Source organism: Streptomyces sp. UNOC14_S4 (assembly GCF_020740835.1).
In the GTDB taxonomy this organism is placed as follows: domain Bacteria; phylum Actinomycetota; class Actinomycetes; order Streptomycetales; family Streptomycetaceae; genus Streptomyces.
Genome location: NZ_JAINFC010000046.1, coordinates 1 through 25,929, shown reverse-complemented (window position 1 = coordinate 25,929; position 25,929 = coordinate 1). Strand labels below are relative to the sequence as shown.

24 protein-coding genes and 1 pseudogene are annotated in these 25,929 nt (G+C 71.4%); 10 read left to right on the top strand and 15 right to left on the bottom strand.

Features of this window, described 5'->3' with window-relative positions; all coding sequences use genetic code 11:
* Positions 1 to 167: 167 nt before the first annotated feature.
* Both K6I34_RS06915 and K6I34_RS06910 read right to left on the bottom strand, forming a co-directional pair.
* On the bottom strand, positions 168 to 542 hold the full coding sequence (locus K6I34_RS06915; protein ID WP_004948858.1) for an RNA polymerase-binding protein RbpA: 375 nt from the start codon (positions 540 to 542) through the stop codon (positions 168 to 170).
* A 257-nt stretch (positions 543 to 799) separates the two neighbouring features.
* Positions 800 to 1,504, bottom strand: coding sequence for a YitT family protein (locus K6I34_RS06910; protein ID WP_229323226.1), 705 nt, complete (start codon positions 1,502 to 1,504; stop codon positions 800 to 802).
* 132 nt (positions 1,505 to 1,636) lie between these two features.
* On the opposite strand from K6I34_RS06910, the gene K6I34_RS06905 reads away from it, so the two are divergent.
* Positions 1,637 to 3,151: a PLP-dependent aminotransferase family protein gene (locus K6I34_RS06905; RefSeq protein WP_229323224.1), complete on the top strand. Its 1,515-nt coding sequence runs from the start codon at positions 1,637 to 1,639 to the stop codon at positions 3,149 to 3,151.
* On the opposite strand, the gene K6I34_RS06900 is transcribed toward K6I34_RS06905, so the two are convergent.
* Positions 3,139 to 4,773: a hypothetical protein gene (locus tag K6I34_RS06900; RefSeq protein ID WP_229323223.1), complete on the bottom strand. Its 1,635-nt coding sequence runs from the start codon at positions 4,771 to 4,773 to the stop codon at positions 3,139 to 3,141. The two genes, K6I34_RS06905 and K6I34_RS06900, sit on opposite strands and share 13 nt — an antisense overlap.
* 38 nt (positions 4,774 to 4,811) lie before the next feature.
* Entirely contained in the window at positions 4,812 to 5,006 is a 195-nt protein-coding gene (locus K6I34_RS06895) for a hypothetical protein (protein WP_229323229.1), read from the bottom strand.
* Positions 5,007 to 5,404: 398 nt separating this feature from the next.
* Between K6I34_RS06895 and K6I34_RS06890 the strand changes: the two genes are divergently transcribed.
* On the top strand, positions 5,405 to 5,812 hold the full coding sequence (locus K6I34_RS06890) for an ankyrin repeat domain-containing protein (protein ID WP_229323221.1): 408 nt from the start codon (positions 5,405 to 5,407) through the stop codon (positions 5,810 to 5,812).
* Between the two features lie 74 nt (positions 5,813 to 5,886).
* On the opposite strand, the gene K6I34_RS06885 is transcribed toward K6I34_RS06890, so the two are convergent.
* On the bottom strand, positions 5,887 to 6,519 hold the full coding sequence (locus tag K6I34_RS06885) for a hypothetical protein (RefSeq protein ID WP_229323219.1): 633 nt from the start codon (positions 6,517 to 6,519) through the stop codon (positions 5,887 to 5,889).
* A gap of 697 nt (positions 6,520 to 7,216) precedes the next feature.
* Here K6I34_RS06885 and K6I34_RS38020 point away from each other — a divergent pair.
* From K6I34_RS38020 to K6I34_RS06850, 7 genes are all read left to right on the top strand, one after another.
* Positions 7,217 to 7,489, top strand: coding sequence for a 2Fe-2S iron-sulfur cluster-binding protein (locus K6I34_RS38020; protein ID WP_229323217.1), 273 nt, complete (start codon positions 7,217 to 7,219; stop codon positions 7,487 to 7,489).
* 12 nt (positions 7,490 to 7,501) lie between these two features.
* The gene (locus K6I34_RS06875; RefSeq protein WP_229323215.1) at positions 7,502 to 8,257 is read left to right on the top strand and encodes an iron-containing redox enzyme family protein; all 756 of its coding nucleotides are present in this window, start codon (positions 7,502 to 7,504) and stop codon (positions 8,255 to 8,257) included.
* Between the two features lie 74 nt (positions 8,258 to 8,331).
* The gene (locus K6I34_RS06870) at positions 8,332 to 9,588 is read left to right on the top strand and encodes an ATP-grasp domain-containing protein (protein WP_229323213.1); all 1,257 of its coding nucleotides are present in this window, start codon (positions 8,332 to 8,334) and stop codon (positions 9,586 to 9,588) included.
* A complete protein-coding gene (locus K6I34_RS06865) occupies positions 9,585 to 10,754 on the top strand; it encodes an acetyl-CoA carboxylase biotin carboxylase subunit family protein (protein WP_229323211.1) in 1,170 nt (389 codons plus the stop codon). Before K6I34_RS06870 ends, K6I34_RS06865 begins: the two co-directional genes overlap by 4 nt.
* On the top strand, positions 10,751 to 12,004 hold the full coding sequence (locus K6I34_RS06860; protein ID WP_229323209.1) for a hypothetical protein: 1,254 nt from the start codon (positions 10,751 to 10,753) through the stop codon (positions 12,002 to 12,004). The genes K6I34_RS06865 and K6I34_RS06860 overlap by 4 nt, the downstream gene beginning before the upstream one ends.
* A gap of 17 nt (positions 12,005 to 12,021) precedes the next feature.
* Positions 12,022 to 13,245: an MFS transporter gene (locus K6I34_RS06855; protein ID WP_229323207.1), complete on the top strand. Its 1,224-nt coding sequence runs from the start codon at positions 12,022 to 12,024 to the stop codon at positions 13,243 to 13,245.
* Between the two features lie 85 nt (positions 13,246 to 13,330).
* Positions 13,331 to 14,101 carry an FAD-binding oxidoreductase gene (locus tag K6I34_RS06850; protein ID WP_229323205.1) on the top strand — a complete coding sequence of 257 codons (771 nt, stop codon included), beginning with the start codon at positions 13,331 to 13,333 and terminating at the stop codon, positions 14,099 to 14,101.
* A gap of 332 nt (positions 14,102 to 14,433) precedes the next feature.
* Here the strand turns inward: K6I34_RS06850 and K6I34_RS06845 are convergent, their stop codons facing one another.
* The 7 genes from K6I34_RS06845 to K6I34_RS06815 all read right to left on the bottom strand — a co-directional run bounded on the left by K6I34_RS06845 (position 14,434) and on the right by K6I34_RS06815 (position 23,028).
* Complete coding sequence (locus K6I34_RS06845) at positions 14,434 to 15,972, bottom strand: ATP-dependent DNA ligase (protein WP_229323203.1); 1,539 nt, start codon at positions 15,970 to 15,972, stop codon at positions 14,434 to 14,436.
* Between the two features lie 58 nt (positions 15,973 to 16,030).
* Positions 16,031 to 17,716 carry a carboxylesterase/lipase family protein gene (locus K6I34_RS06840; RefSeq protein ID WP_229323201.1) on the bottom strand — a complete coding sequence of 562 codons (1,686 nt, stop codon included), beginning with the start codon at positions 17,714 to 17,716 and terminating at the stop codon, positions 16,031 to 16,033.
* 146 nt (positions 17,717 to 17,862) lie between these two features.
* Entirely contained in the window at positions 17,863 to 18,081 is a 219-nt protein-coding gene (locus tag K6I34_RS06835; RefSeq protein ID WP_229323199.1) for a ferredoxin, read from the bottom strand.
* Between the two features lie 2 nt (positions 18,082 to 18,083).
* Positions 18,084 to 19,274 carry a cytochrome P450 gene (locus K6I34_RS06830; RefSeq protein WP_229323197.1) on the bottom strand — a complete coding sequence of 397 codons (1,191 nt, stop codon included), beginning with the start codon at positions 19,272 to 19,274 and terminating at the stop codon, positions 18,084 to 18,086.
* A gap of 210 nt (positions 19,275 to 19,484) precedes the next feature.
* Entirely contained in the window at positions 19,485 to 20,867 is a 1,383-nt protein-coding gene (locus K6I34_RS06825) for an FtsW/RodA/SpoVE family cell cycle protein (protein WP_374230830.1), read from the bottom strand.
* A gap of 72 nt (positions 20,868 to 20,939) precedes the next feature.
* Positions 20,940 to 22,358 carry a cell wall metabolism sensor histidine kinase WalK gene (locus K6I34_RS06820; protein ID WP_229323195.1) on the bottom strand — a complete coding sequence of 473 codons (1,419 nt, stop codon included), beginning with the start codon at positions 22,356 to 22,358 and terminating at the stop codon, positions 20,940 to 20,942.
* Entirely contained in the window at positions 22,351 to 23,028 is a 678-nt protein-coding gene (locus K6I34_RS06815) for a response regulator transcription factor (RefSeq protein ID WP_229323193.1), read from the bottom strand. Before K6I34_RS06815 ends, K6I34_RS06820 begins: the two co-directional genes overlap by 8 nt.
* 178 nt (positions 23,029 to 23,206) lie before the next feature.
* On the opposite strand from K6I34_RS06815, the gene K6I34_RS06810 reads away from it, so the two are divergent.
* Positions 23,207 to 23,503, top strand: coding sequence for a hypothetical protein (locus tag K6I34_RS06810; RefSeq protein WP_229323191.1), 297 nt, complete (start codon positions 23,207 to 23,209; stop codon positions 23,501 to 23,503).
* 130 nt (positions 23,504 to 23,633) lie between these two features.
* On the opposite strand, the gene K6I34_RS06805 is transcribed toward K6I34_RS06810, so the two are convergent.
* From K6I34_RS06805 to K6I34_RS06795, 3 genes and pseudogenes are all read right to left on the bottom strand, one after another.
* Positions 23,634 to 23,885 carry a hypothetical protein gene (locus K6I34_RS06805; RefSeq protein ID WP_229323189.1) on the bottom strand — a complete coding sequence of 84 codons (252 nt, stop codon included), beginning with the start codon at positions 23,883 to 23,885 and terminating at the stop codon, positions 23,634 to 23,636.
* The gene (locus tag K6I34_RS06800; RefSeq protein WP_229323187.1) at positions 23,885 to 25,687 is read right to left on the bottom strand and encodes a peroxidase family protein; all 1,803 of its coding nucleotides are present in this window, start codon (positions 25,685 to 25,687) and stop codon (positions 23,885 to 23,887) included. The genes K6I34_RS06805 and K6I34_RS06800 overlap by 1 nt, the downstream gene beginning before the upstream one ends.
* Positions 25,688 to 25,716: 29 nt before the next feature.
* Positions 25,717 to 25,929, bottom strand: a pseudogene (locus K6I34_RS06795) (hypothetical protein); the annotation flags it as partial.

The following is a 25,929-nucleotide window of genomic DNA, read 5'->3' as shown; positions in this document are numbered from 1 at the left end:
GTCCAGGGGCGGAGCCCCCGGAGGGGGGCTGGGGGCGCAGCCCCCAGGGAAAATCCCCCTCCACAGCAACCCCCACTCAACCTGGTCACGACAAGGGCCGGGCCACTACCAGAGGTAGTGGCCCGGCCCTTGTCGTACTGCTGCTGCTCGCCGCGAGGCGTTACGCGTTACGCGGACTTGCGCGTGTCCCGCGGGTGCACCGCGATGTTCATGGCACCGGAGCGCAGGACCGCCAGCCTCTCGGCCAGCACCTCCTCCAGCTCCTCGCGGGTACGCCGCTCCATGAGCATGTCCCAGTGCGTACGCGCGGGCTTGCCCTTCTTCTCCTCAGGACCGTCGCCGTCCACCAGGAGTGCCACGGCGCCGCACGCCTTGCACTCCCACTCCGGCGGGATCTCCGCCTCTACCGAGAACGGCATCTCAAATCGATGCCCGTTCGGGCATGCGTACTCCACCGCCTGGCGCGGGGCCAGATCGATGCCGCGGTCGGTCTCGTAGCTGGTAACCACAAGTCGCGTGCCGCGGAGAGCTCGCTCACTCATGAATCGTGCCTCCCGGGCTTGGTCGCCCACAGGACAGGTGTCGCTGTCGTCGTCATCCGGTCAACGTCCGGTCGGCGGTGAAGATTCCCCGTTGAGGGACATGCGTCGCCCGTCGTGCCGCCCCTTGTTGTACCCACCAACGCCCGTTTTGTCACATCTGGCAACGGATGTCACCCTGCGTTTCTATGGCTTTAGCGCGCAGTAACGGTACATCTGGTGGATCGAAGGCGTACACTACCGGCCCGCTCCCTCCCTGGCTAAACCAGGTCCGGAATTTCCCGCTCTGGCGTCGGTCCGGACGCGACGCTCCGCCCGCCGGACTTCCCGTTCGGGCCGGCCGCCGCGACCACCGTGGCGGCCGTCGGCTCCGGCAGTGCGAAGGCGCGCAGGAAGAACTGTGCCAGCGGGCCGATGGCCAGCGCGTAGACGACCGTGCCGACGCCCACCGACCCGCCGAGCGCGAAGCCCGTGCCCAGGACGACCACCTCGATGCACGTCCGCACGAGCCGTACCGACCGCCCCGTCCTCCGGTGCAGTCCGGTCATCAGGCCGTCGCGCGGGCCCGGGCCGAAGCGTGCGGAGATGTAGAGACCGGTCGCCACCGCGCACAGCACCACCGCGAAGGCCAGCAGCGGAATCCGTGTCCACAGCGAGCGCGGCTCCGGGGTCAGGCCCAGGGTGGCGTCCATCGCGAGCCCGACCACCAGCACGTTGGAGACCGTCCCGAGCCCGGGCCGCTGCCGCAGCGGGATCCACAGCAGCAGCACCGCCGCGCCGATCACGATCGACGCGGTGCCGATCGACAGGCCCGTGTGCCGGGCGACCCCTTGGTTGAGCACGTCCCACGGCGCCAGCCCGAGACCGGCGCGCAGCTGGAGCCCCGCGCTCACCCCGTACAGCACGAGCCCGCCGTACAGCTGCAGCAGACGGCGGGCGAGAAAGAGCCCTCCTGGCGCGGACAATGGGTGCCTCCTGGAGTGGTCGATCGGGCGAATCGGCGGCGAGCGGTGGAACGAGTGGCCTGCCGCATGGCAGTCTGTGGACTGGGAACAGCAGTGATCCATGGCCAATCCCGGAAAGGTGGACCGATCAGGATGAGTCAGTGGACCTCTTCAGTGGGGGCGCAGAAGCTCGCGCAGCTCCTCGGTTCGCAGCACGCGCGGCAGGGCCACGGCGTGGTGACCCTGATCGGTGGCCGCCGCGCGCCGGCCTACCGCTCCCTCGCGGACGGCATCCGGCTGCTCGTCCTGGAGGGCAGGGTCCCGGTCGCCGCCCGGCTGCCCGCCGAGCGCGAGCTCGCCACCGCGCTCTCCGTCAGCCGCACCACGGTCGCCGCCGCCTACGAGGCGCTGCGCGGCGAGGGCTTCCTGGAGTCCCGGCGCGGCGCGGGCAGCTGGACCTCGGTGCCCGCGGGCAACCCGCTGCCCACCCGCGGTCTCGACCCGCTGCCCCCGGAGGCGACGGGTTCCGTCATCGACCTCGGCTGCGCCGCCCTGCCCGCGCCCGAGCCCTGGCTGACCCGGGCCTTCCAGGGCGCGCTGGAGGAGCTGCCGCCGTACGCGCACACCCACGGCGACTATCCGGCGGGCCTGCCCGCCCTGCGCCAGGCCATCGCCGACCGCTACACCGCCCGGGGCATCCCCACGATGCCCGAGCAGATCATGGTCACCACCGGCGCCATGGGCGCCGCCGCCGCGATCTGCAGGCTGCTGGCGGGCCGCGGCGAGCGGGTCGCCGTCGAGTCGCCGTCGTACGCCAACGTGCTGCAGCTCATGCGCGAGGCGGGCGTCCGGCTGGTGCCCGTCGCCATGGCCGACGGGCTCGCCGGGTGGGACCTGTCGGCCTGGCGCCAGGTGCTGCGCGACGCCGCGCCCCGCATGGCGTACGTGATCGCCGACTTCCACAACCCCACGGGCGCCCTCGCCCCCGACGAGCAGCGCCGGGAGCTGGTCGAGGCCGCCCGCGCCGCGGGCACGGTGGTCGTCGCCGACGAGTCGATGTCCGAGCTCTTCCTGGAGCCGGAGCTCGACATGCCCCGGCCCATGTGTGCCTTCGACCCCGGGGGCAGTGCCGTGGTCACCGTCGGTTCGGTGAGCAAGTCCTTCTGGGCGGGCCTGCGGATCGGCTGGGTGCGCGCGGCCCCCGATGTGATCCGCAGCCTGGTCGCCGCCCGCGCCTACGCCGACCTGGGTACGCCCGTGCTCGAACAGCTCGCCGTCACCTGGCTGCTGAACACCGAGGGCTGGGACGCCGCGGTCGCGCTGCGCCGTACCACCACGCGCGAGAACCGTGACGCCGTCGTCGACGCGCTCGGACGCCACCTGCCCGACTGGGAGTTCACGGTGCCCAAGGGCGGCCTCACGCTGTGGGTGCGTACCGGCGGCCTGTCCGGCTCGCGGATCGCCGAGGCGGGGGAGCGGCTGGGGGTACGGGTGCCGTCGGGCCCGCGCTTCGGGATAGACGGGGCCTTCGAGGGGTTCGTCCGGGTGCCGTTCACGGTGACGAGCGCGGTCGCCGAGGAGGCCACGAGCCGGCTCGCCGAGGCCGCCCGGCTCGTGGCGAGCGGCGCCACGGCGGCCGTCGAGGCGCCGCGGACCTACGTGGCCTGAGCGGACATCGGCTCCCCGCCGCCGAACCGCGGCCCGGAGGGCGCGTCCCCGGCGGCCTCCCCGGCCGTGCCCCGGACCGTCGCTTCGGCGGCCTGCTCGACCCCGGTGCCGTACGCCGCGCCGCCGCCCTGCGGGAGGAGGGCCAGGACCGCCTGCCGTTCGGTCTCGGACGTCTCCTCGTCGAACGGGTCCGGGGTGGCGGGCACCTGGACCCGGTACACGGGCCCCGAGCCGAGGCGTGCGTAGCCCCGGCCGGGCGGCACGTCCGGTACGGGGGTGCTGTCCGGGGGAGCGCCCAGCGCGGCCCCGGCCTGCTCGGGGGTGACGGGGCCGAGGACGACCCGCGAGCGGGTGTGGGCGAGCACGGACGCGCCGAGCAGCCCGGCGTTCTCCAGGTGCTCGCCCACGACGACCGTGACGCCCGCGGCCCGGCCGTGGCGCAGGGGCACGTCCAGCAGCTCCTGGGGGTCGGGTCGCCCCTCGCCCGCGGCGAGGTGGCCGAGGGCCGTGGGCCGGTCCATGACGATCCACAGCGGGCGGCGCACGTCCTCGGGCAGCGGGCGGCCCTGCTGCCGGGCTTGGTCGGCGCCGATCAGCCGCCGTTCGGTCTCGTGGGCGGCCCACTCCAGCGCGGCGAGCGCGCCCGCGGGGGCGGACTCGACGGCCAGCACGCCCTCCCGGCCGACGAGGAAGGCGTAGCCGCCGGAGCCGCCGCCGTCGGCCAGTACCACGTCGCCGTGGTGGAGCGCCTGGAGCGCGATCGAGCGCAGCAGGGTCGTCGTCCCGGCGGCCGGTCTGCCGAGCGCCAGCAGGTGGGGTTCCGTGGAGCGCCTGCCGGTGCGCCAGACGACGGGCGGCGCGTCCCGGTGGCCGCCGTCGCCGTCGAGGACCGGCAGGGTGCGCTGCACCGCGTCCGGGTCGGTGAAGCCGAGCACGGTCTCGCCGGGAGCGGTCACGAACCGCTGGGCGCGGATGTCGTCCGGCAGCGCGGGCAGCACGGTCACGGTGAGCAGGTTGGCCTCCTGGTCCCAGCCGAACCGGTACTCGCGGCCCCGGCCCGCCTTGGCCTCCAGCAACTGCTCGACGCGGGAGCGGGATTCGGCCTCGCTGTCGGTGAAGTGGGCGGGGTAGCGCAGCCGGAGGGAGACCAGCCGTCCGTCCTCGAAGGCGTGGTCGGTGAACGCCTCCCGCCAGTCGCCGCCGTGCGCGTAGAGCGGACGCGGGTCCTCCGGCACGGCGAGGTAGGGCACCAGGCACTCGTACAGGACCTGGAGCCGCTCGTGCTCGGCGTCGGTGCCGGCCGTGTCGGCAGGGACGCGTTCCCGGCCCGCCCAGCCCGCCGTCACCATCAGGGCGACCGCGGCGCACAGCGGCCCGTAGGGCACGAGCGCCACGATGGCCAGGCAGGAGCCCACCAGCACCACGGCGGGCCCGCGCCGGTCCCTGGGAGTGCGCGCCCAGGCGCGGCACCCGCCCACCGCCAGGACCCGCAGCCCGCGGAGCACGGAGACCAGCGGGTGCAGGACGTCCGCGGCGCAGTCGGCGACCGTGCGCGTGAGCTCGCGCCCCCGCACGCGGGCCGGGCCGGGGGTGACGCCGCCGGAACGCGGTCGCGGGCCCACGTCGTCCTCCTGCCGTCGGTGAGGCGAGTCGGGACGGGTCAGAACTTGAGGCCGCCCAGCAGCCCGGCGAGGCTCGCGCTGCCCGCCTTGATGCTGGGCGCGATGGCCGTCCCGGAGAGGTAGAAGCCGAACAGGGCGCACACGATGCCGTGGGTGGGCTTGAGTCCGTCCTTGCGGAAGAACAGGAAGACGATGACACCGAACAGCACTACGCCGGAGATGGAGAGGATCATGACGAGCTCCTGGGCGGTCGGAACGGTCACCACGCGTTCCTCAAGACTCACAGAAAGTGCTAATTAGGCAAAAGCGGAAGAATCCCCCCATGGGCTCCGCGTGCCCCGGCGAGGTGCGTGGGCGGTGGTCCGGGGGAGACGGCGAACCGCGTGAACACGGCGTGAAATCGGGCCCGTCCGGGATCGGCGCGAGCGGGCGCTGCCGGGTGCGGAGGATCCGGGCGATTCACCCGTTCGGGCGCGTCCGAACCTCCGCCGGGCGCCCGCGGGGCCCCGGCGGACGGCCGCGGCGCGCGCGGCGGGCCCGGAGCCCATGGTTCCGGGCCGGTGGGCGTACGTAGGGTAGGCAGCGGCCACGTCAACAGGCCGTCAGCCGCGAACCCGGAGGACCGCAGACCATGACCGAGCAGACCCCCGAGACCGAGCCCGCTCACGACCCCGAGGTGCTGCAGCTCGCGGCCAAGGTGTTCGACCTGGCGCGGCACGGCGACAAGGACACGCTCGCCGCGTACGTGGACGCGGGCGTTCCGGTCAACCTCACCAACGACCGGGGCGACACGCTGATCATGCTGGCCGCCTACCACGGGCACCTCGACGTCGTCCGCGCCCTCCTGGAGCGCGACGCCGACCCGAACCGGGCCAACGACAAGGGTCAGACGCCGCTCGCGGGAGCGGTCTTCAAGGGCGAGGACGAGGTCGTCCGCGCCCTGCTGGAGCACGGCGCGGACCCGACGGCGGGGACGCCGTCCGCGGTGGAGGCGGCCCAGGTGTTCGGACGGCAGGACCTGCTGGAGCTTTTCAAGTAACAGACGGTCCGCGGCCCTTCCCCCCGGACGTCAGGGTGTCGCGTCGTCCTGGCGACGCGACACCCCGCGCCGTCCTACAGAGCCGCTCCGCTCGTCAGACGCGCGCCGCGGTCCAGCAGGCGGAGGCCGCGGTCCGTCAGTTCCGCGCGGTGGGTGCCGACCGCGGCCACGGCCTCGCCGAGGTCCGCGAGCAGCCGTGCGTGGCGCTGTTCCAGCGCGGGCTCCGCGGCCGGCCCGCTCTCCAGCAGCCGTCGGTAGAGCAGGGCGCAACGGGACAGCACCACCATCCGCCGCAACGGTCCGGCGGGGGCGGCGCCGGTCACGAACGGCTCGCACTCCGCCGCCGCGTCGTACCGCGTGCGCGTGCCCTCGCGGACCAGGGCCTCCGCCAGCCGTACCGAGCCGAGGAGGCCGTCCGGGGAGGGCGTCAGGCAGTGGCGGTCGATCAGGACGGTGCCCTGGGGAACAGCATCGGTGTGGTCGCCCTCCGCCGTCGTGTCGTCGGACAGCACCACTTGGGCGACCGACGCCCGCAGTTCGTCGAGCATGGCGGGCCAGACCGCGCCCAGCAGCCGTACGGCCGGGGCCAGGGCGGCCCGGTCGGCCGGGTCCGCGAGCTGCCAGGTTGTCTCTGCCGCGCCCGACAGGCGGTTCTGCGGCGCCTCTTGGCCGCCGTGCGTCGAGGAGCGGTCGGGGTCCAGATCCAATGCCGTTCCTTCACTTCCGTCGCTCGGAGCCCGTACAGCGGCCGGGGTCACCGGAGCGTGATCGTTCGTTTCTCCACGGTGAACGATAGGCGGACCGCCGACGCGGCGGAATCCCGGCCCCCGGATCAACCCTCCGGGTGGCGCACCAGGGGTTTCCTTCACCTCCCGGCACTCACGTCCGTCTGAACTCATGGAAGACATACAGTATTTGGAAGTGGAGCTTCCAGATCCGTTGTCATCGTCCTTACCGTTGCGGGAAGTTGAGGGCTCGCACATCAGCACACCAGTGGCTTTCCGGTGACGTGTCTCACTCCAGGTGTCTTCGGCCTTACAAACCGTTGAAGCATGATCTTCGGAGTGGCATGATCGTCGCCAAGCCCAGTGCACTGAATGGAATTCTCGCCGAGTAGCTCTTGTCGAGGCGGTCACTCGGCAGGAAGCGTGCCGAAGGTAATGTCCGGGGGGATTCACCAATGCATCGCCGCACCATCCGCTTGCACTGCCCTGAGGGTGCTCCCTCCGGCATTCGGTACGACGGCTGAAACAGCACAGCACACGGGTCGCTTTTTTCTCGCGCTGCCGCGTGTGGGCAGCCCACCCAAATCGGCGTGTGGTTGCCCGCTGCTCTCCCGACCGCCTCGCAAGTCTGCCCTGACTGTTGAGCCGGCTTCGGGTGGCGCCAAAGCAAAGGTGTCTTGTGTCGAATCTCAGATTTGTCAATGCTGAAGAGTCGCTGGAGTTCGACGAATCGGTCCCGTTGAAGGACATGGTCGACTACGTCACGTTCGGCTGCCGGTCTGGAAAATGCGGGATGTGCATGGTGCGCGTCGAGGAAGGCGCGCACAACATGTCGCCCAGGACCGAGAAAGAAGAACGGCTCTTCGCGCTGCTCGAAATATCCGACCCCGCCATGCGTCTGGCCTGCCAGAGCCGGGCGCACGGCGATGTCGTTCTGTACGAAGTCAACTAGGGGGATTCTTCCATGTCTGTCAACGAAGCCAAGAACCGTCTCACCGACACCGCACTGCTGCGCCGCAAGCCCTTTCTGAGCGCCGAGGACAGCAAGCAGGCCAAGAAGGAGATCGACACCTTCCTGGACGGGAAGATCGACGAGTGGAACGCGACGGTTCCCTATGCGCGGCACCTCGAGGGAAGCGACGTCAACCTTGAGTACTACAAGCAGACGCTGGTGGAGCACGCCTGGCGTATCCGTCTGATGCGCACCGCGCAGGCCAACGCGCTCCACAAGATCACGCGCGGCAACGCGGAGGCGGCCCAGCTGTACGCGGCCTACCAGGACGAGGAGATGCTGCACGACGTCCTGTTCATGAGGGATGCGGAGAAGGTTGGGATCAGCGCGGAGCAGATCTTCGAGACGGAGCCGAGCTTCTACACCCGGCTTCTCGCGGGCTACCTGTACTTCGTCGCGGAGCACGAGAAGCCGCTCGGTGTGATCTGTTACAGCTACCTGGTCGAGTACACGACCCAGAAGATCACACCGAAGCAGATCAAGGCGATGTCCGACTCCCTGGGCAAGGACATGATCGTCGGTCAGGCCTCGCACCTCAACACGGACCTGGTCGAGGACCACACGCAGGACATGTGGGACATCCTGAGCCAGTTCATCGAGGGTGAGCAGGACATCGTCGACATCAAGAGGTACCTGGCGGAGATCCAGGACATCCTCAAGATGTTCTTCGTCGACCTGCACGACCGTTACGCCACGCACACCGCCTGACGAACCTGGTGTGCTCCGGGGCTGAGGTGCCTGGCCTCGGCCCCGGAGTGCGTGATCGGAAAAGAGAAGTTGACGTGGCTGGTAAGACCGGATTTCTTGTCCTTTCACACCAACTGTTGTCGATGGTGGAGCCGATCGCCGAGGCTCTGCACCGGCGCGGTGTCAAGACCTATGTACTGGCCTCCCGTTCGGCGCGCGATGTGACGGCGCGCTGGGAGGCCGACGTCGAGCTCCTGCACATCACCGACGCCCATTCGCTGCGCCGCCCGGACATCGACTTCTTCCTGAAAACCCTGGAAGAGGCGGATGTGCGGCTGCTCGGGTGCCTGACGGTCTGGGACGCCTATCGCGAGCTGATGGCTTACGCGAATGACCGCCTCGGTACGGCTGATCTCACGGAAGAGGCAGTGCGCGGGCTCCGGGACAAGCTCGCGATGCGGACCAGGCTGCGCGAGCACGGCCTGTCGAAGGTCTCCGCCTGGCCGTTCGACGAGTCGCGCTTCCACGGCCTAACGGACAGGACGCGCTATTTCATCAAGCCGTGCGAGGGACTCGCCTCGCTGGGTGCCTTCCGGGCCGACCGTCTCGGAGCGGTGGAAGAGCTGGACGCACTGTGGCGGAAAGCGCAGCAGGACCGTGCCTACGACGGGGTCTTCCAAGGACGCCCCGCCTTTCTCATCGAAGAATTCATCGACGGCATCGAGTGCAGCTTCGAAGTCGGCGTGGTGCGCGGCACACCGACCGTGCATGCCGTGCACGAGAAGGTCGATCTGCGGCAGGTCGGCCGGACCACGCTCGAGAACGCCTGCGTTTGCCCGCCCAAGTCCCTGAGCCGGTCGGAAGTCGACGAAGGCATCGCCTACGTGACACGGTGCCTGCAGGCGCTCGGGGCGGACACGGGTGTCTATCACGTCGAGGCGCGCTTCCAGCGTGACCGTGGCTGGGAACTGGTGGAGGCCAACCCCCGTATCGGCGGGGCCTACATCGTGGCCAGTACACGCAGGCACTGTGGAATCGACCTGCTGGACCGATGGATCTCCCTGTTGCTGGAAGAGCTCGTCGAAGCACCGGAAAGCAGCGGCAACAGTACGTTCTTCCGGGTCTACTTCGGCGAACCAGGCCGCCGTATCGCGCAGTTGGAGAGTCGGCCGGGTGAGGTCGACGTGCTCGAGGAGAAGCTGTTCGTGAAGGAGGGCGAGCTGCTGCCGCTCGTGGACCGGGAGATATTCATCGGGCAGACGCTCTGGGACACCACCGGTATAAACCCCGACGCACTCGACGACTTCATCCGGGAAACAGAGAAGCACCTCAAGATTGAGTACAGCTCATGAACATCGTCATTCTGCACCGCATCCCGTTCGCTCGGTTCCGCTACGATCTCGCCGTCGACCACCAGAAACACACGGTCCGCTATCTCTGCCTGACAGGAGACCCCGGTGGCCTTCCCGCCGGAGCCGAGTGGCGGGTTGTCGAAGCCGGTGCCGGTGACGCCCGGTCACTGGCCGAACGGCACGCGGACTGGCTGAGCGCGGCCGACCACCTGATCGCTCGCTCGGAATACGACCTCCTCACCGCGGCCGACCTGCGCGAGCGATTCCGCATCCCGGGCGACGTACAGTCGGACGTACTGCCTGTACGCGACAAGTGGCTGATGCGCACGCTGGCCCGGCAAGCAGGAATTCCGCAGCCCTCCTTCTGGAGCAACCAGGAATTCCGCCGGAATCCTCCTGCCACGGGTACCTACCTGGTCAAGCCGCGTCTGGAGGCGTCGAGCACCGGCATCCAGCTGGGTACACCCACGCAGATTCTCGCCCAGCCGGCTGTCCGTGACGACGTCGACGGGTACTTCGTCGAGGAATTCGTCCCGGGGGAGGTCTGGCACGTCGACGGGTATCTGCGGGACGGTGAGTTCGGGGCCGTCGTGTGCAGTACCTACGTGGGCGATTGCCTCAAGTTCGCCCACGGAAGTCCGCTCGGTTCGGGCCAGGTCCCCGACGATCCTGCTCTGTTGTCCATGCTGCGCGATACGCTCACTGCGCTCGGGCAGAAGAACGGATCCTTCCATTACGAGGCCATCCGTACGCAGGCCGGGAAGTTCGTGTTTCTGGAGACCGCGAGCCGGGTCGGCGGTGCCGGAGTGGCCGACGCCTTCGCGCTGCGTACAGGCATCGACCTCTATCAGGCGGACCTGAAATACCAGCTCACGGGCAGCGTCCCCACGGACGGTCCACAGCTTTCCGCCCGCTATTACGGCTGGTTCGTGTACCCCGCCCACCACCGCACGCAGGGGATGGACGTCGACTTCGACCCGGCCCGGTACGCCGGACGCCTGTCCTCCTTCACCCACAACGCCCGCCCCAAGGCGCACGCGGGACAGATCAGCTATGCCGCGGGAGCGACGCCGCTGTCCGGCGTGGTGCAGGGCAGCACGGCCTCGGAGGTGCGGGAGACCTTGCGGGAGATATTCGCCACCACCGCGGTCGTGGAGACGCGATGACCAGGGACTGCTTCATCATTGTCGGGTACAACAACACGCGCATATACGACGTCGCCAAGCTGCGCGAGCTCTGCCGTCGGGAGTACCGGGCGGACCTTGTGCTCGTCACGGAGCAGGTGAGGCCTCAGGACCATGCCGCCGCCGACGTGGTGCTCCGCGCCCCCCTCGGGAATGCCGACAGCGGCATGGCAGCCGAATCCGTCGTGCGCGACATCCGGCGCCTCGGCCTGCGTCCCGTGGGCATACTGCCGTTCTCCGATCGGGGAGTTCCGCTGGGGGCCTGGCTGGCGCGTCACTTCGCGCTGCCCGGTGCCGAACCGGCACAGGCCGCAGCCGGTCTGGACAAGTTGCGATTCCGCGAGATCGAGTCAGCGGCTCGTGCGCACCCGGACGGCTACCTTCCCTTGCTGAGTCTGCCGGTGCACACACTGCCGGAATTCGAGGCGGCGGTGCGGCGACTCGGAGGCACCGCCTTCGTCAAACCGGTGAACGAGGGGAACAGTCGTGGTTGCCAGGCCGTCTCCAGCGTCGACATGTGCCCCGGTGTGTGGGAGACCTTGCGGCCTTACCACGCATCGGGCGTCATGGTCGAGACGCTGGTGCGGGACGCATCCGAGTACAGCTGGGATTTCGTCGGTGGGTTTCGCTGGCTGACCGAGAAGCGTACGACGGACGAAGGCCGCTTCCGTGCCGAGATCCAGCAGATCGTCCCGGCGCCGCTGGAGGAGGAGCAGGCCGCGGCACTGGACCGGGCCGGTACGCATGTCCGGGAACTGGTCTCTGCCGGCAGCGGAGCGTTCCACAACGAACTGTTTCTCATGGCGGACGGGGTGGCGGCCGTCGAGACCAATATGCGTCCCGGAGGCATGCGCATCTGGGACCTGGCCAGACTTTCCTTCGCTGATTTCGACCCGTGGCGGGTCTGGCTGCACTGGTCGGTGAGCGGTGACATGCGCCATGTGCGACTCGAACCCCGGTCCTATAGCGGCATACGCATGCTGCGTGCCCCTCGTGACGGAATACTCATGGGACTTCCCGATGTTGTGCGACTGGCCGATGCTCTCGACATCCGAATGCACGAGGCCGCGTTCAGCAGCTCACCGTCGGACCGGGTGCGCGTTGATGTCGAGGACAACGGGGATTTCATCGGTCACATCGTGGTGACGGCGGACGACCATAAGACACTCCTCGACCAACTGGACATCCTGGCCCGGGCGATCGAGGAACGGACTCTGGTCCAGGAGCCGTAGCTAATTTTGGAGGCGTAGTGTACGGCTGGCGGATCTGGCTGTTTCTCGGGGCGCGTCTGTTCTCCACCCTGGGCGACCAAATTCTGCAGTTCGCGGTGCCGCTCATCGTCTATGCCGCGACAGGAAGTGTTTCCCTGTCGGGTCTGGCCTTTATGATCGAGTGGCTGCCACGGCTGGTCTCGCTGCCCTTCGCCGGCGTGCTGTCCGACCGCTTCGGAGGACGCCGTATCTACGCCGCCAGTGATTCCGTCCGCGCGGTGGCCTGTTTCGGCGCGGTACTGGCGGTGTTGCACTGGCCTGGGCACACCTTCGCGCTGACCGCGGTGCTGATGGCACTGTGTGCTTTCTGCTACGCCCAGTCCTTCATCGCGCTGGAGACCACCGTTCCGGAGCTGGTGCCGGAAGCGGACCTCGCCAAGGCGCAGAGTCTGCTTCAGATGATCAACAATGGTTCGAGCGTCTTCGGGCCGGCTCTCGGCGGTGCGCTGTTGTTCTGGGCCGCGCCGACGCAACTGCTCTGGGTGGTCGGAGCCATGTTCGCTGTGAGCGCCTGCTCGGTGGTCACCTTGAAGGAACTTGGCACACCGTCGGCGAAGAGGGCCAGGGATCCGGAACGGAGCGTTGCGCGTGAGCTCCGGGCCGGTGTCCGGGGCCTCGTGGCCGCGCCGGTCCTGCTGTCCTTGGTCGGACTGGGCATGGTGGTCAACCTGATGGTCGGCCTTGCCATGACGACCGGGGCGGCGCTGAGCGTCGGCCACTTCAAGGTGGGCAACAGCGCCTTCGCCAGCCTTCAGATGACTGTGGGGGCGCTCTCTTTGGTCACGTTCTTTCTGATGCCATGGCTCACACGCCGTTTCTCGGTGTACCGGATCGGCGCGGCGTCCTTCGCAGCGAGCGCTTTCGGAGGGCTCCTCATAGGCCTGGGCGGGTCCTTCCCGGTGTATGTCGCCGGATACGGACTGTGCATCGGACTCTGTGGCCTGTTCAACGTCTTCATCCGGGTCGAGCGGCTGCACTGGATCGCACCGGAGGAGCGAGGACGCGTCATCAGCTTCATCGTGCTGCTCAATCAGAGCACCATGCCGGTCGCGGGCCTGCTGGTCGCGGTGACCGGCGGAGCGCTGCCCGTCCAGTGGCTCTTCCTTGCCACTGGAATCGTCGCATGCGCGACCTATGTGTTCGTGTTCCGCCCGCTGCGGTCGAAGGTCGTCACCGCGCAGTCGGCCGCGGTCAGGGCCTGAACCGTCGAGAGATCACCGAGAGATCCGCCGGAGGGCGGAAAGGGACGAGGCCGGTATCAACACCGCCGCCTCCAGGGGGGATGCCATGAGCAGCGAACATCACGAGCTGACGGTCACGGACGTCGGTCGGCAGGGCGAGGACGCCGTCACCCTGACCTTCGAGCTGCCACCGGAGGTCCGGGAGGAATTCCGGTACCAGCCGGGCCAGTACGTCATGGTCCGGTTCATGGGCGCGGACGGGGAGGAGGAATTCCGCTCCTATTCGGTCTGCCACGCTCCACCTGCCGACGGCTCCGCCCCGTCTTCCGTGCGTATCGCCGTCCGGCTGTTGGGGCTCGGAGGCTTCGGTGAGGTCGCCCACAGGAAGCTGGGGCCCGGTTCGACCGTCGGGGTCCTGAGGCCGCGGGGACGGTTCCGGCTCCGGGCCGGGCGTCGCCACTTCGCGGTGGCCGCCGGCTCCGGCATCACCCCGGTCCTCGCCATGGCGCAGGCGGCTCTGCTGCGTGGCGACGAATTCGCCCTCGTCTACGGCAATCGCACGGCGTCGAGCACCATGTTCGCTGCGGACATCGCCGAACTCGAGAGCCGGTTCCCGGGCCGGTTCACCGTTCGGCATGTCCTCTCCCGTGAGAAGGCCGTGGCTCCGCACCGTACCGGACGGATCGACGCCGATGACCTGCGGCGGCTGCTCGAAACCGTTGGCTGGGCACCGGACGACGAGGCGACCCAGTTCTACGTATGTGGTCCGGCAGGACTGGTCGGAGCGGTGCGGGGATTCCTGTCCGCGACCGGGGTGGACCGACGTCGGATGCATTCCGAACTGTTCGCCGTGGCCGCCCTGAACCCCGAAGCGTAAACACGCGCGAGCGTGCGCATTCGCGTCTAGTGAAGTGTGAAGAAGCCATGATTCCTGGTGTTGTCGACGGCAGGGTTACCGCCTTGTCCGGCGAGGACGGGGCCGTTTCTGTGAGTATCTCCGTCGGGAAGTCTGCGGACCTCTCCGGAAAGGAGGATCGAGTGGAGCTCGTCATGACCCGTGAACACGCGGAGCGGATCTGCCGGGCGATGCTGGAGGGCGGGGCGGAAACCGTCCCCTGCTCGGTGGGCGTCTCCTACGACTCTCCCACCTGAACGATCTTCGCGGGGGCGAACCGATGCAGAGCTGACCGACCGTAGCGCAGCCTCTGGTCACAAGGGCAGGGAACCTCTCACCGTCGCCACCGTGTCCGCCTCCGACGCCCGCTTGTCCTCGCGATAGCGCACGACGCGCGCGAAACGGAGCGTCACCCCCTCCGGATAGCGCGAGGACCGCTGGACGCCGTCGTACGCGATTTCCACGACGAGCTCCGGGCGCACCCGCACCACGAAGCCGTCGTCGCCGACGGAGAGGGCCAGGAGGCGTTCCGTCTGCCAGGACAGGAGCGCGTCCGTGAGGCCCTTGAAGGTCTTGCCGAGCATCGCGAACGAGCCGTCCGGCCGTCGTGCGCCCAGGTGGAGGTTGGAGAGTCTGCCGGTGCGGCGGCCGTGGCCCCACTCCGCGGCCAGGACCACCAGGTCCAGTGTGTGGACGGGCTTGACCTTCAGCCAGGACGCGCCCCGGCGGCCCGCGCTGTACGGCGCGTCGAGCGCCTTGACGACCACGCCCTCGTGGCCGCGCCGCAGCACCACCTCGGCGAACTCCCGCGCCGCCGCCCGCGCCGACGTGTCCGCGGGTTCGGCCACGACCAGGCGCCGTACCCGCAACGGCTCCGGCACCGCGCGTGCCAGCTCCGCGTGGCGCTCGGTCAGCGGGAGGGCCAGCAGGTCGCGGTCGTCGACGGCGAGCAGGTCGAAGAAGACGGGCGACAGGGGGACCGAGACGGCGGCCCCCGCCACGTCCAGCCGGGAGCCCACCCGGCCCGCGGTCTCCTGGAAGGGGCGTGGCCTGCCCGTCCCGTCGAGGGCGATCACCTCGCCGTCCAGCACGGCGCGTTCCACCGCCAGTTCGCGGGCCACGCGGGCGAGCTCCGGCAGCCGGTCGGTGATCTCCTCCAGGGTGCGGGTCCAGACGCGTACGCGCTCGCCGTCCCGGTGGACCTGTACGCGGATGCCGTCCAGCTTCTCCTCCACCGCGCACGGCCCCAGCCGGTCCAGCGCGTCGTCCACGTCCTCGGCGGTTCGCGCGAGCATCGGCAGCACCGGGCGCCCCACCTCCAGCCGGAACGCGGACAGTGCCGCCGGGCCGTGCGCCAGCAGCTCCCGTGCCACGGCCGCCGTGGAGCCGCTGAGCATGACGGCCCGCCGTACGTCCTCCGGTGGCGCGTCCGCGGCGGCCGCGAGGCCCTCGACGGCCAGCGCGTCCAGTGCCCCCTGCCGCAGTTCGCCGCCGAGCAGGCCGCGCAGGAAGCGCTGTTCCTCCGCCGTGGCCGCCGCCATCAGCGCGGAGACCAGCCGCTGCCGTTCCGCCCGCGCGCCCTTGCCCGCCACCGCCGCGATCGCGCCGACCGCCCGGTCCACGTCCCGCACGCTGAGGGAGGACGCGGTGGCGGGCGGTGGCGCGTCGCGCAGCAGGCTCCAGCCGATCCCGACCCGGCCCTGCGGCAGCCGTCCCGCCAGATACGTGACGACGGCCGGTGCCTCCTCGGGGCCGGCGACGCGCAGAAGACCGGCCAGCAGGCCGGTCTTCTCCGACCGCGAACCCGTCGCGGCGACGGCTGCGGACACCCGGGCGAGGTCGGCCAGGAGCATGCCTTCATCGTGCGACGGCCCGGCGCGCCCCGCAGCGCGGGATCAGCGGATCAGCGGGTCAGCGGTGCGCGTCCCAGAACGCGCAGTGGTGCTCGACGGCCGGGTCCAGGGCCCGGATGCCGCCCGCGCCCGGCGCGAGGGACAGCACCAGCGGCGCCTTGTCCTGGAAGGCGGGCCACTTCGGGGCCCCGGCCGGGTCCGGGCGCGAGGTCCGGGCGAAGCGGGTCCAGTAGTCGGCCATCCGCCCCGACAGCTCGCGCTGCGCGGGTGTGAACGCGGGCTCGGCCGGGATGTCGAAGAGGTACGGCATCTCGAAGGCGTGCGTGGCCCCGTACGGGAAGCCCTTCACCACCGGGATGCCGGAGATGACCGGGGCGTCGGGGTCGCTGAACTCGTAGCCGTACGTGGGCACCCGCGCGGCCAGCGCGCGGTCGGCCCGCAGGGTCGTGCACGTCCACGCGCGGTCCGTGAGCACGGCGGACCACGCCAGGGCGGGCGAGGGATACTTCGCCGCCGGGTAGAGCGCCTCGATCGCACCGGCGGCGGAGCCGAAGGTGCCCGTCAGCCGGGTGCGGTAGGTGTTCGCGTCCGGGATCGGGTGGTTCGCCAGGGTCTGGGCGACGAACAGCCGCATCTCGTCGTGGTTGGTGCCCTGCACGACCGGCACCCGGTGGAAACGGCCCGCCTCCAGGGCCCGCTCGGGCCGCTCGGGCAGGAGGGCGTTGCCGTAGGCGACGGTCGAGAACGCCTCCGTGAGCTCCGGCGTCACCAGCTTCGCCAAGGGCAGCCCGCGCAGACAGGCGAGCGCGTTCGCCCCGTCCGCGCAGCCCAGCCGGCGGGCGGCGTCGGCGCCCGCGTCCCGCACCTTGTTCTGCGGGGTCCAGGGGCTGTACGCGGCGCCGCCCGGGTCGGTGGCGCCCGCCGGGATCTGCGTCATGCACGAGCCGCTCTGCGCGACGGCCTTGTGGAAGAGACCGGCCGACCCGGGGGAGACGAGCTGGGCGCACGTGCTGAGCGCGCCCGCCGACTCGCCGAACAGGGTCACGTTGCGCGGGTCACCGCCGAACCCGGCGGCGTTGGCCCGCACCCAGCGCAGGGCCGCCTGCTGGTCGGCGAGACCGAAGTCGGGCGCGCCGCCCAGGGCCGGGTGGCCGAAGAAACCCAGCATGCCCAGCCGGTAGTTGACCGTGACCACGACCGCGTCGCCCCTGACCGCGAGCCGTTCACCGGCGTAGTCGCTGCCGCTGCCCGAGGTGAAGCCGCCGCCGTGCACCCACACCAGTACGGGCCTGCCCTTGGCCGCGGGCTTGTCCGTGGGTTTGTCCGGGGGGTTCTCCGCGGCCTTGCCCGCCGCCCGGCCCGTCGGCGTGGTGACGTTGAGGTAGAGGCAGTCCTCCGAACCCACCGTCTTCCCCGGGGACTCCGGCGACTGCTGCGCACAGCGCTCGCGGGGCGCGCCCGCGTCCCTGACGCCCCGCCAGTTCGCCGCGGGCGCGGGCAACTGCCAGCGCAGCCTGCCCGTGGGCGGCGCCGCGAACGGGATGCCCTCGTAGGTGGCGTACGTGCCGTGCCCCACTCCGCGGACCTGGCCGTGGTCGGTGGTCACGACGGGTCTCGAAGGCGCGGGCGCCGCCGTGGCCGCCACCGCGGGCGGGGCCGCGGTGAGGGCCGAGAGCGCCGAGAGCAGGGCCAGGAGCGCGAGTGCCCCGCCACGGAGTCGGCTGCTATGTGGTACTTCCGGCATGAATGATGCCCTTTCGCAGAATCCGGGTGCCTGGGGAGGAAATGACCCGGGCGCCCGGAACGTACCCGCAAGGGACCATGCACACCTGTTCTGTTGGCACTCGATCGGGTCGAACTCGGGCCGCACGTCAGGGCGTGGTCCGCCCGTCAGTCCGGACGTGGGCCCACGGTCTCCGCGCCGTCCGTGATGGTGATCGCCAGGGCCGGACAGGAGTCCGCCGCGTCCAGGGCCGTCTCGCCGGGCGGGATCTCGGGGCTGCGCGCCCGCGACCGCTCGCCGTCCAGCTCGAAGAGCTCCGGGGCCAGGGCCGCGCAGATGCCCGAACCCATGCAGCGCCCGCGGTCCACCGTGACGTGCCAGCCCATCCTCACCACCTCACCGGCATCGAACGCGGGCCGCGGACCAGCATCTCCGTCTTCCACTGGACGTCGCCCGCCAGCCGGACGCCGGGCAGCCGCAGCACGATCCCCCGCAGCGCCTCCTGGAGCTCCAGCCGGGCCAGCGGGGCGCCCAGACAGTGATGCACACCGTGCCCGAAGCCCAGGTGCTGATTGCCCTCGCGGCCCAGGTCCAGCGCCTCCGGCGCGCTGAAACGCAGCGCGTCCCGGTTCGCGGCGCCGACCGCCACCAGCAGCGGCTCGCCCGCGCGTACGAGCGTGCCGCCGACCTCGAGGTCCTCCGTCGGGTACCGGGCGAACGACGCGCCCACGCCGATCGGGACGAACCGCATCAGCTCCTCCACCGCCGCGGGCACGAGCCCGGGGTCCGCGCAGAGCCGCGCGAACTCCTCCGGGTGGTCCAGCAGCGTCCAGAGGAAGTTGGGGATCTGGCTCGCCGTCGTCTCGTGCCCGGCGGTGAGCAGGCCGTCGCACAGGTCGATCAGTTCGAGCTCGGACAGCCGGTCCTCGACGTCACGCGCCTCGATCAGCGCGGTCATCAGGTCGTCGGCGGGCCGCGCCCGGTGCGCCGCGATCAGCCCCGACATGTACGCGCGGAACTCGTCCCGGGTCGCCGCCATCTCCTCCGAGGTCAGCGGACTCGTCGACAGCGAGGCGTCGGTCCAGACGCGGAACCGGCCCTCGTCCTCGACGGGCACCCCGAGCAGCCGGCAGATCACGGCGACGGGCAGCGGCAGCGCGAACCGCGCTACGAGGTCGGCGGGCGGCCCGGCCGCCACCATGTCGTCCAGGAGTCTCTCCGCGAGGGCGCGCACGGTCGGCCGCAGCTTCTCGACCCGGTGCACGGTGAACGCCTTCGACACGAGCGTCCGCAGCCGGGTGTGGTCCGGCGGGTCCATGCCGAGCAGCCCGGGCTCGCGCCGCCCCGGTGTCCGGCGGGGCTCGTCGTGGGCCGCGGCGGCGGCCCGGCTGAAGCGGCGGTCGCCGAGGACGAGCCGGGCGTCGGCGTACCGGGTCACCAGCCAGGCGGGCTCCCCGTGCTCCAGCCGCACGCGCAGCAGGCCGTCGCCGCGGCGCGCCGCCTCGTACGACTCGGAGAGGGCGAGCCCGGACGGCTCGTTGAACGGATAGGCGGTGGGCTCGACATGTGCGGTGGTCATGCGTACCCCTTCCCTGACGGGGAGTTGGCCGTTCCGTTCACCAACGGTAGGTGCGGCGTGCAGTCATGGCCATACGGCCATGGGGCGCCGTCATCTCAGGGGAGCGGCTCCGGGGCTGCGCCCCTGGACCCCGTGCCCACCGGGGTGCCTCTTGCGGTCGGCGCGCGGCCGCAGGCTGCGTGTGGCTGGCCGCGCAGTTCCCCGCGCCCCTCAAGGGGCGCGGTTTCCCGAGTCGCTGATGCGGAGCAAAACGGCCACCAGGAGCCAGTTCGCCACCAGGGACGAGCCGCCCTTGGCCAGGAAGGGGAGGGCCTTGCCGGTGAGGGGGATGAGGCCGAGGACGCCTCCGGCCACCACGAAGACCTGGAGGGCCAGGGCCGCCGCGAGGCCCACGGCCAGGAGTTTGCCGAAGGGGTCGCGCGTGGCCACCGCCGCGCTGAGCCCCCGCTGCACCAGCAGCGCGTAGAGCACCAGCACCGCCATCGTCCCGGCGAGCCCCAGCTCCTCCCCGACGGTCGTCAGGATGAAGTCGCTGCGGCCCGCGAAGCCGATCAGCTCGGGGTGGCCCTGCCCGAGGCCCGCGCCCGTGACACCCCCGCTGCCGAAGCCGAACAGCGCGTCCGCGAGCTGGCTGGAGATGAGCCCCTTGGGCCGCTTGTCCTCCGGCAGGAAGATGTCGAAGGGATGCAGCCAGGCGACGATGCGCCCCTTGACGTGCGGTTCGGTCGAGCCCACCACCGTGGCCCCCACGACGGCCATCGCCAGGCCGAACAGCACCCAGCTGATGCGTTCCGTCGCGGTGTAGAGCATCACCACGAACAGCCCGAAGAAGATCAGCGAGGTGCCCAGGTCCCGCTCGAAGACCAGCACCAGCAGGCTCAGCACCCACACGGCGAGGATGGGGCCGAGCTGTCGCCCCGGCGGCAGCCGTACGCCCAGTACTTTGCGCCCGGTGAGGGCCAGCGCGTCCCGGTGGGTCACCAGATAGCCGGCGAAGAACACCGCGATCATGGTTTTGACGAACTCGCCGGGCTGGAACGACAGCGGCCCGATGTAGATCCACCGCTTGGCGCCGTACGTGTCGCCGGGGAAGAACGCGGGCGCCATCAGCAGCACCAGCGCGACCGCCATCAGCACATAGATGTAGCGCTGGAGCCACCGGTGGTCCTTCAGCACCAGCAGGACGCCGACGCACACCGCCACCCCGATCACCGTCCACAGCAACTGGCCGGACGCGGTGGGAGCGGCGTTCGCGTATCTGGCGCTGTAGGCGAAGTCCAGGCGGAAGAGCAGCACCAGCCCGATGCCCGAGAGCAGCACGGACAGCGGCAGGATCAGCGGGTCGGCACGCGGCGCCCAGCGGCGCACGGCCAGGTGCGGGACGAGCGCGAGGCACACCATGCTCGCGACGAAGCCGGGAAGCCCGCTCGGCAGGCTGCCGTTGACGGACAGGCCGGTGTACGCGTAACCGGAACAGCTGATCAGCACGGCCAGCCCGAGCAGCAGCGCCTCACGGTTGCGGCGCCGCGATGCCCGGGGGCGCTCCGGCGTCGCCGGGCTCTCGTCACGGCCCTCGAGTTGCACGGATTCCACGGTCACACCGATCAATGGTGGACCGCGCGGCCTGAAGGAAACCTGAAGTTCCTGAACGAACCTTCAGGAACTTCAGGAATCGGCCAAGACGGGCAGGGGCAGTGGGAAGCGCGCCACCAGCAGGGCTCCGCCGCCCTCCGCCTCCGCGGCCACCAGGCTCCCGCCGTGCGCGAGCGCGATCTCCCGGGCGATGGCGAGCCCGAGCCCGCTGCCGCCGCTCTCCCGGTCCCGCGCCGCGTCCAGCCGCACGAACCGCTCGAAGACCTGCTCCCGCCGCTCCCGGGGGATGCCCGGTCCGTCGTCGGCCACCTCCAGCACGGCCTCCGCGCCGTCCGCCGTGAGACGCGCGCCGACCGTGACCCGGCCCGCGGCGTGCCGCAGGGCGTTGTCGACGAGGTTGGCCAGCAACCGTTCCAGCTGGCCCGCGCGGCCCCGCATCGGCACCGGGGCGTCCGCCTGTACGGTCAGCGGCACCCTGGTGGCGGGCCGCCGGGCGGACTCCTCCGCCGCGAGCAGCGCCAGGTCCACCGGCTCGCCGCCCGCCGACGGCGCCCGGGCGTCCAGCCGCGCCAGGAGCAGCAGGTCCGCGGCCACGCGCTGGAGCCGCGCCGTCTCCGCCAGCGCCTCGCGCACGGAGGACTCCGTCGGCCCGCCGGGGGCCGCCAGTGCCACCTCCAGCCGCGAGCGGACCGCCGCGACCGGGTTGCGCAGCTCGTGCGAGGCGTCGGCGACGAACTGCCGCTGCCGCCCGACCGCCTGCTCCAGCCGGTCCAGGGTCACGTTGACGGTACGGGCCAGCAGCGCGACCTCGTCGCCTCCCGCGGGCTCCGGAACCCGCCGGTCCAGCCCGCTCGGGGTGACGGCCGCCAGCTCGGTACGGATCCGGGTCACCGGCCGCAGTGCCAGCCCGGTCACCGCCCAGGCGATGAAGGCGGCCAGGGCGATCAGCGGCGGGGCGCCCGCGAGCAGCCCGAGGGCGATGGCATGGGTGGCGCCGTCCACATCGTTGAGGACGGTCAGCGCGTAGACGTACCGCTCCTCGGTGCCCGCCGAGGCCCGTACCACCACCACGTCCACCCGGTCCCCGCCGGTCGCGGCGGAGCCGGGCGCGACGCGTGACGCCGCGTCCTGCCCCTTCGCCGGGCGCAGTGCCCCGATCTCCCGGGCGAGCGGGCCCGCGGACGGCCGGGTCGTGGCGACGAGCCCGCCGCGCGGGTCCAGCACGAGCACCACGTCGACGCCCGACCGGGGCGCGGCCAGCAGCCCGGGCAGCTTCCCGGCGTCCGCCTGCGCGGCCACCTCGCGCGCGGCGAGCTCGGTGCGGCTGTTGGTGGTGTCCAGCAGATTGGCGCGCAGCACGGCGTAGAGCCAGCTGCCGCCCACCCCGAGGACCAGGGCCATCGCCAGGGCCGCCGCCGCGGCGGCACGGCCCCGGACGGTCCGCGGCAGCAGCCGCGGCCGCTTCCGCCGCCCGGTCACGGCGTCAGTCACCGTCGGGCGCGATCCGGTAGCCCGCGCCGTGCACGGTCACGATGGTGCGACGGCCGAAGGGTGCGTCGATCTTCCTGCGGAGCGAGGAGACATAGACCTCGACGATGTTCGGGTCGGTGTCGGCGGGGGAGTCCCAGACCTCGTCGAGGATGTCCCGCTTGGCCACCACCTGCCCGGCGCTCGTCATCAGGCAGCGCAGTACGGACAGCTCGCGCGCGGTCAGCTCGATCTCGCGGTCGCCCCGGCGGCAGACCCGCGCCGCCGCGTCCAGGACGAGATCGCCCGCCCGGAGCGGACCGGGGCCCGCCACGGAGTGGCGCCGGGCCAGCGCGCGCAGCCGGGCGCTCAGCACCACGAAGGAGAACGGCTTGGAGAGGTAGTCGTCCGCCCCCGCGTCCAGGCCCTGCGCCTCGTCGTACTCGCCGTCCTTCGCGGTGAGCATCAGCACGGGCGTCCACTGGCCGAGCCTGCGCAGCCGCCCGCAGATCTCGTAGCCGTCGAGGCCGGGCAGCATCACGTCCAGCACGATCACGTCGTACGCACCGGTGAGCGCCGCCTCTAGGCCGCGCCGCCCGTCGTGGACGGCATCCACCCAGTGCCCCTCGGCGGCCAGCCCCTCACGGAGCGCTTCGGCGAGCCCCACCTCGTCCTCGACTATCAATATGCGCACGCCCCAAGCGTCACATACCCGGCACAGCGGGCCCGCGGCCCCTCCCGTCGCTCGCGATGCGTGATGCATCGCACACATTTCGCACACACGGTGGAACGCCCGTAACCGGCCGCCGCCGCGCCGAGTTGACGCACGGAGACGAACGCACGCGTCAGCAGGACGGAGCAGTGGTACATCCATGAGCAAGCGCCAGAAGGGCCGTCGGCATCGCAAGGTCAACCGCACACCGCGCCCGAGGGCCGGTTCCGTGGCCGTGGCGGCGGCCGCGGAACCGGAAGTGGTGGTCCCCGAGCTCGGGCGGCACGCCGCGCGAACCTGGGAGGGACTGCGCGGGCGCGGTGCGGCGGGGGCCTCACTGGAGGAGCTGGCCGCGGCGGTCGGATACCAGGCACGGACGATCCAGAAACACGTGGCGGGCTTCGCCGACCAGGGCCTGGCAGAGCTGAGGGAAGACCGCTGGTACGCCCGCGTGTAAGGGGCGCCCCGTCAGGGGCGCGGGGAACTGCGCGACCAGCCCCCCACCGGCCCGCAGCCGCGCACGGACCACAAGAGGCAATTCGACAGGCGCCGGGGGCCCGGGGGCGGAGCCCCCGGTAGGAAATGGCTCAGCCACTTTCCCGTCTGGCCAGCGCAGCGAGCACCGCCTCGTGGTCGGCCAGCGCGTCCGCCGCCCGTTCCAAGGACCGCGCCGCGGACTCCGCACGGGCCGCGTGGGTGAGGATCTGCTTGCGGAGGGCCGCCCCGTCGGGGTCCGGCAGGTCGACGCCCGCCGCGCCCGCCCGCAGACGGCGGGCCTGCTCCCGCAGCTCCGCGGCCTGTTCGCGGACGGGCCGCGACCACGTCTCGTGGCGCTCCATCAGTTGCTCCCTCCGGGTCGCAGCTTCCGCCAGGGCGAGAACGCGTTGCGCACCCCGTGCAGGGGGCGGGCGAGTTCGGGGTGGTGGCGCAGCAGGACGTCGGTCATCCCGGTGCGCTCGATCCATTCCATGCCCTCGGGGGTGTAGACCTCCGGACGGTAGTCGGTGGTGAAGAAGCGGTCGCTCTTCAGCCGCCGCGACGCCATCAGCACGAAGATCCGGAACGCGGTGTCGCTGAACGCGAAGCCGCGCGGCCGGGGTTCGGCGTAGAGGCCGACCATGGTGTCGACGCGGTCGAGACGCCCCTCGTACAGCTCGCGCAGCTCCGCCGCCAGGCCCACGTTGCCGCCGGTCAGCTCCTCGAAGTCGGAGACCGGCGGCCGGTGCAGGGCCGCGCGGAGCGCGGTGTAGCGGGGGACGCCGCGCTCGCGGTCGCGGAGGATGTCCACCGTGCCGAGGTCGAGCCGCTCCCCGTCGGGCCGGGTGTAATCGCGCAGACAGTCGGGGTGGTTGTGCAGGGTGATGTCACCCGGGTTCATCACCCCGAAGGAGTACAGCAGGTCCGGCCAGCCCCAGCGCTCCACGGCCTGCCGGGTCGCGCTCCCGTGGAGCCGCTCGAAACCGGTCCGCTCGACGAGGGCGCCGGTGCGGTGCGAGTGGACGGCGTACTCGTCGCGCACCAGCGGGTGCAGCCGGTACGCCGAGACGAACTCCTCGGTCATGGCGTACGGGGCCCGGTGGTGGTCGGTGGGGGAGCCGGGGATGCCGAAGAGCCCCTCGCCCCTGCCGAACCGCCCGACACGGCTCCGGACCCGGGCGGGCAGCACGCCGTACCAGTCGATGTGCGCGGCGGCCCGGGCCACCGGCCGGTCGGCCATCGCCCGGGTCCACTCCACCGTATGGATCTTGGCCATGACCGCCGTGTTGACGAGCCGGGCCGTGTGGAAGAGCCGCTCGTCGCCCCAGGTGGGCCGGGCGGCGGCGAGGCGGTCGCAGATCGCGTTGTGCTCCTTGGCGAAGAGCGTGTGCAGCAGGGACAGGCCGACCCAGTAGTCGTTGTTGAAGCCGGTGAGGTCGATGCCGGAGCGGCCCGGCGCCGTCTCGTCGGGCAGCCTGCCGTCCGGTACGGCGAGCCTGCCGCGCTCTCCCGTGCGCAGGGCCCGGCAGCGTTCCTCGCTCGACCCGTAGAGCTGCGAGCCGTCCCACCAGTGGGTGACGGTGTTCTCGTACACCGGGTTCGCCGGGTTCTGGTGCACCGGCGGGCGCGCGGGACCGGGGCGCGGCACGGCGGCCGTGCCGGAGCGGGGGACGAGCATGGGACAGCGCGGCCAGTCGTCGCCCTCCGGCAGCGGTACGTCCAGCGGCTCCCCTGCCGTGGCGGTGCCGTGGCTGAACCAGCCGTGGGTCTGGAACTGGATCCAGGCCGCGGCCAGCAGATTGAGGGACGAGGCCGGGCGGAAGCCCGAACTGCGCCGCAGCAGCTGCCTGCTGACCTCGCGCGGGCTGGGGGAGCACAGCTCCTTCTCCACGTCCTCCGGGGCGTTCCGCCGCGGGGAGCAGTTGCGGGCGAAGCCGGTGCCCGCCCGGCCCATGTCGACGTCGCCCGGGTCGTAGCCGGAGCCGTCGTAGCTGCGGTACGGCAGCAGCTCGGGGGTCGGGGTGCGGGGCCGCTCGTGGGCCGGGCCGCCCGTGCCGTACAGATTGCGCGCGCGCAGCAGCTCCCGTTGTCTCTTGAGCTCCAGGAGCGCGAGCGGGAACGGCAGGGAGTGCCACTCGCGCCGGGGGCGGGGGACGGGCGTCATCGACGGGTTCTCCAGGGTGGTTCGGACGGTCAGCGGTCGTGGAGCCGGTGGACGACGCTCTCCTCCACCCGGCCCCGGTACGGCGCGAGGAGCTCGTCCACCCGGTCCCGCGCCTCGGGGGCCGCCTTGTCGAGGCCCCGCGCGTACACGTCGACGCCGTGGCACTGGGGGAAGTCGTACGTGGGGTCCGCCCAGGTGACCTCCAGCCGGCCGTCGGACGGGGGACGCCCCTGGGCGGGGTC

What these genes read in the sequence shown, in the direction of transcription:
- K6I34_RS06915 (WP_004948858.1), bottom strand. Translation starts at nt 542, where the DNA reads ATGAGTGAGCGAGCTCTCCGCGGCACGCGACTTGTGGTTACCAGCTAC.
- K6I34_RS06905 (WP_229323224.1), top strand. Translation starts at nt 1,637, where the DNA reads ATGAGTCAGTGGACCTCTTCAGTGGGGGCGCAGAAGCTCGCGCAGCTC.
- K6I34_RS06895 (WP_229323229.1), bottom strand. Translation starts at nt 5,006, where the DNA reads ATGATCCTCTCCATCTCCGGCGTAGTGCTGTTCGGTGTCATCGTCTTC.
- K6I34_RS06890 (WP_229323221.1), top strand. Translation starts at nt 5,405, where the DNA reads ATGACCGAGCAGACCCCCGAGACCGAGCCCGCTCACGACCCCGAGGTG.
- K6I34_RS06875 (WP_229323215.1), top strand. Translation starts at nt 7,502, where the DNA reads ATGTCTGTCAACGAAGCCAAGAACCGTCTCACCGACACCGCACTGCTG.
- K6I34_RS06865 (WP_229323211.1), top strand. Translation starts at nt 9,585, where the DNA reads ATGAACATCGTCATTCTGCACCGCATCCCGTTCGCTCGGTTCCGCTAC.
- K6I34_RS06860 (WP_229323209.1), top strand. Translation starts at nt 10,751, where the DNA reads ATGACCAGGGACTGCTTCATCATTGTCGGGTACAACAACACGCGCATA.
- K6I34_RS06850 (WP_229323205.1), top strand. Translation starts at nt 13,331, where the DNA reads ATGAGCAGCGAACATCACGAGCTGACGGTCACGGACGTCGGTCGGCAG.
- K6I34_RS06845 (WP_229323203.1), bottom strand. Translation starts at nt 15,972, where the DNA reads ATGCTCCTGGCCGACCTCGCCCGGGTGTCCGCAGCCGTCGCCGCGACG.
- K6I34_RS06840 (WP_229323201.1), bottom strand. Translation starts at nt 17,716, where the DNA reads ATGCCGGAAGTACCACATAGCAGCCGACTCCGTGGCGGGGCACTCGCG.
- K6I34_RS06835 (WP_229323199.1), bottom strand. Translation starts at nt 18,081, where the DNA reads ATGGGCTGGCACGTCACGGTGGACCGCGGGCGCTGCATGGGTTCGGGC.
- K6I34_RS06830 (WP_229323197.1), bottom strand. Translation starts at nt 19,274, where the DNA reads ATGACCACCGCACATGTCGAGCCCACCGCCTATCCGTTCAACGAGCCG.
- K6I34_RS06810 (WP_229323191.1), top strand. Translation starts at nt 23,207, where the DNA reads ATGAGCAAGCGCCAGAAGGGCCGTCGGCATCGCAAGGTCAACCGCACA.
- K6I34_RS06805 (WP_229323189.1), bottom strand. Translation starts at nt 23,885, where the DNA reads ATGGAGCGCCACGAGACGTGGTCGCGGCCCGTCCGCGAACAGGCCGCG.
- K6I34_RS06800 (WP_229323187.1), bottom strand. Translation starts at nt 25,687, where the DNA reads ATGACGCCCGTCCCCCGCCCCCGGCGCGAGTGGCACTCCCTGCCGTTC.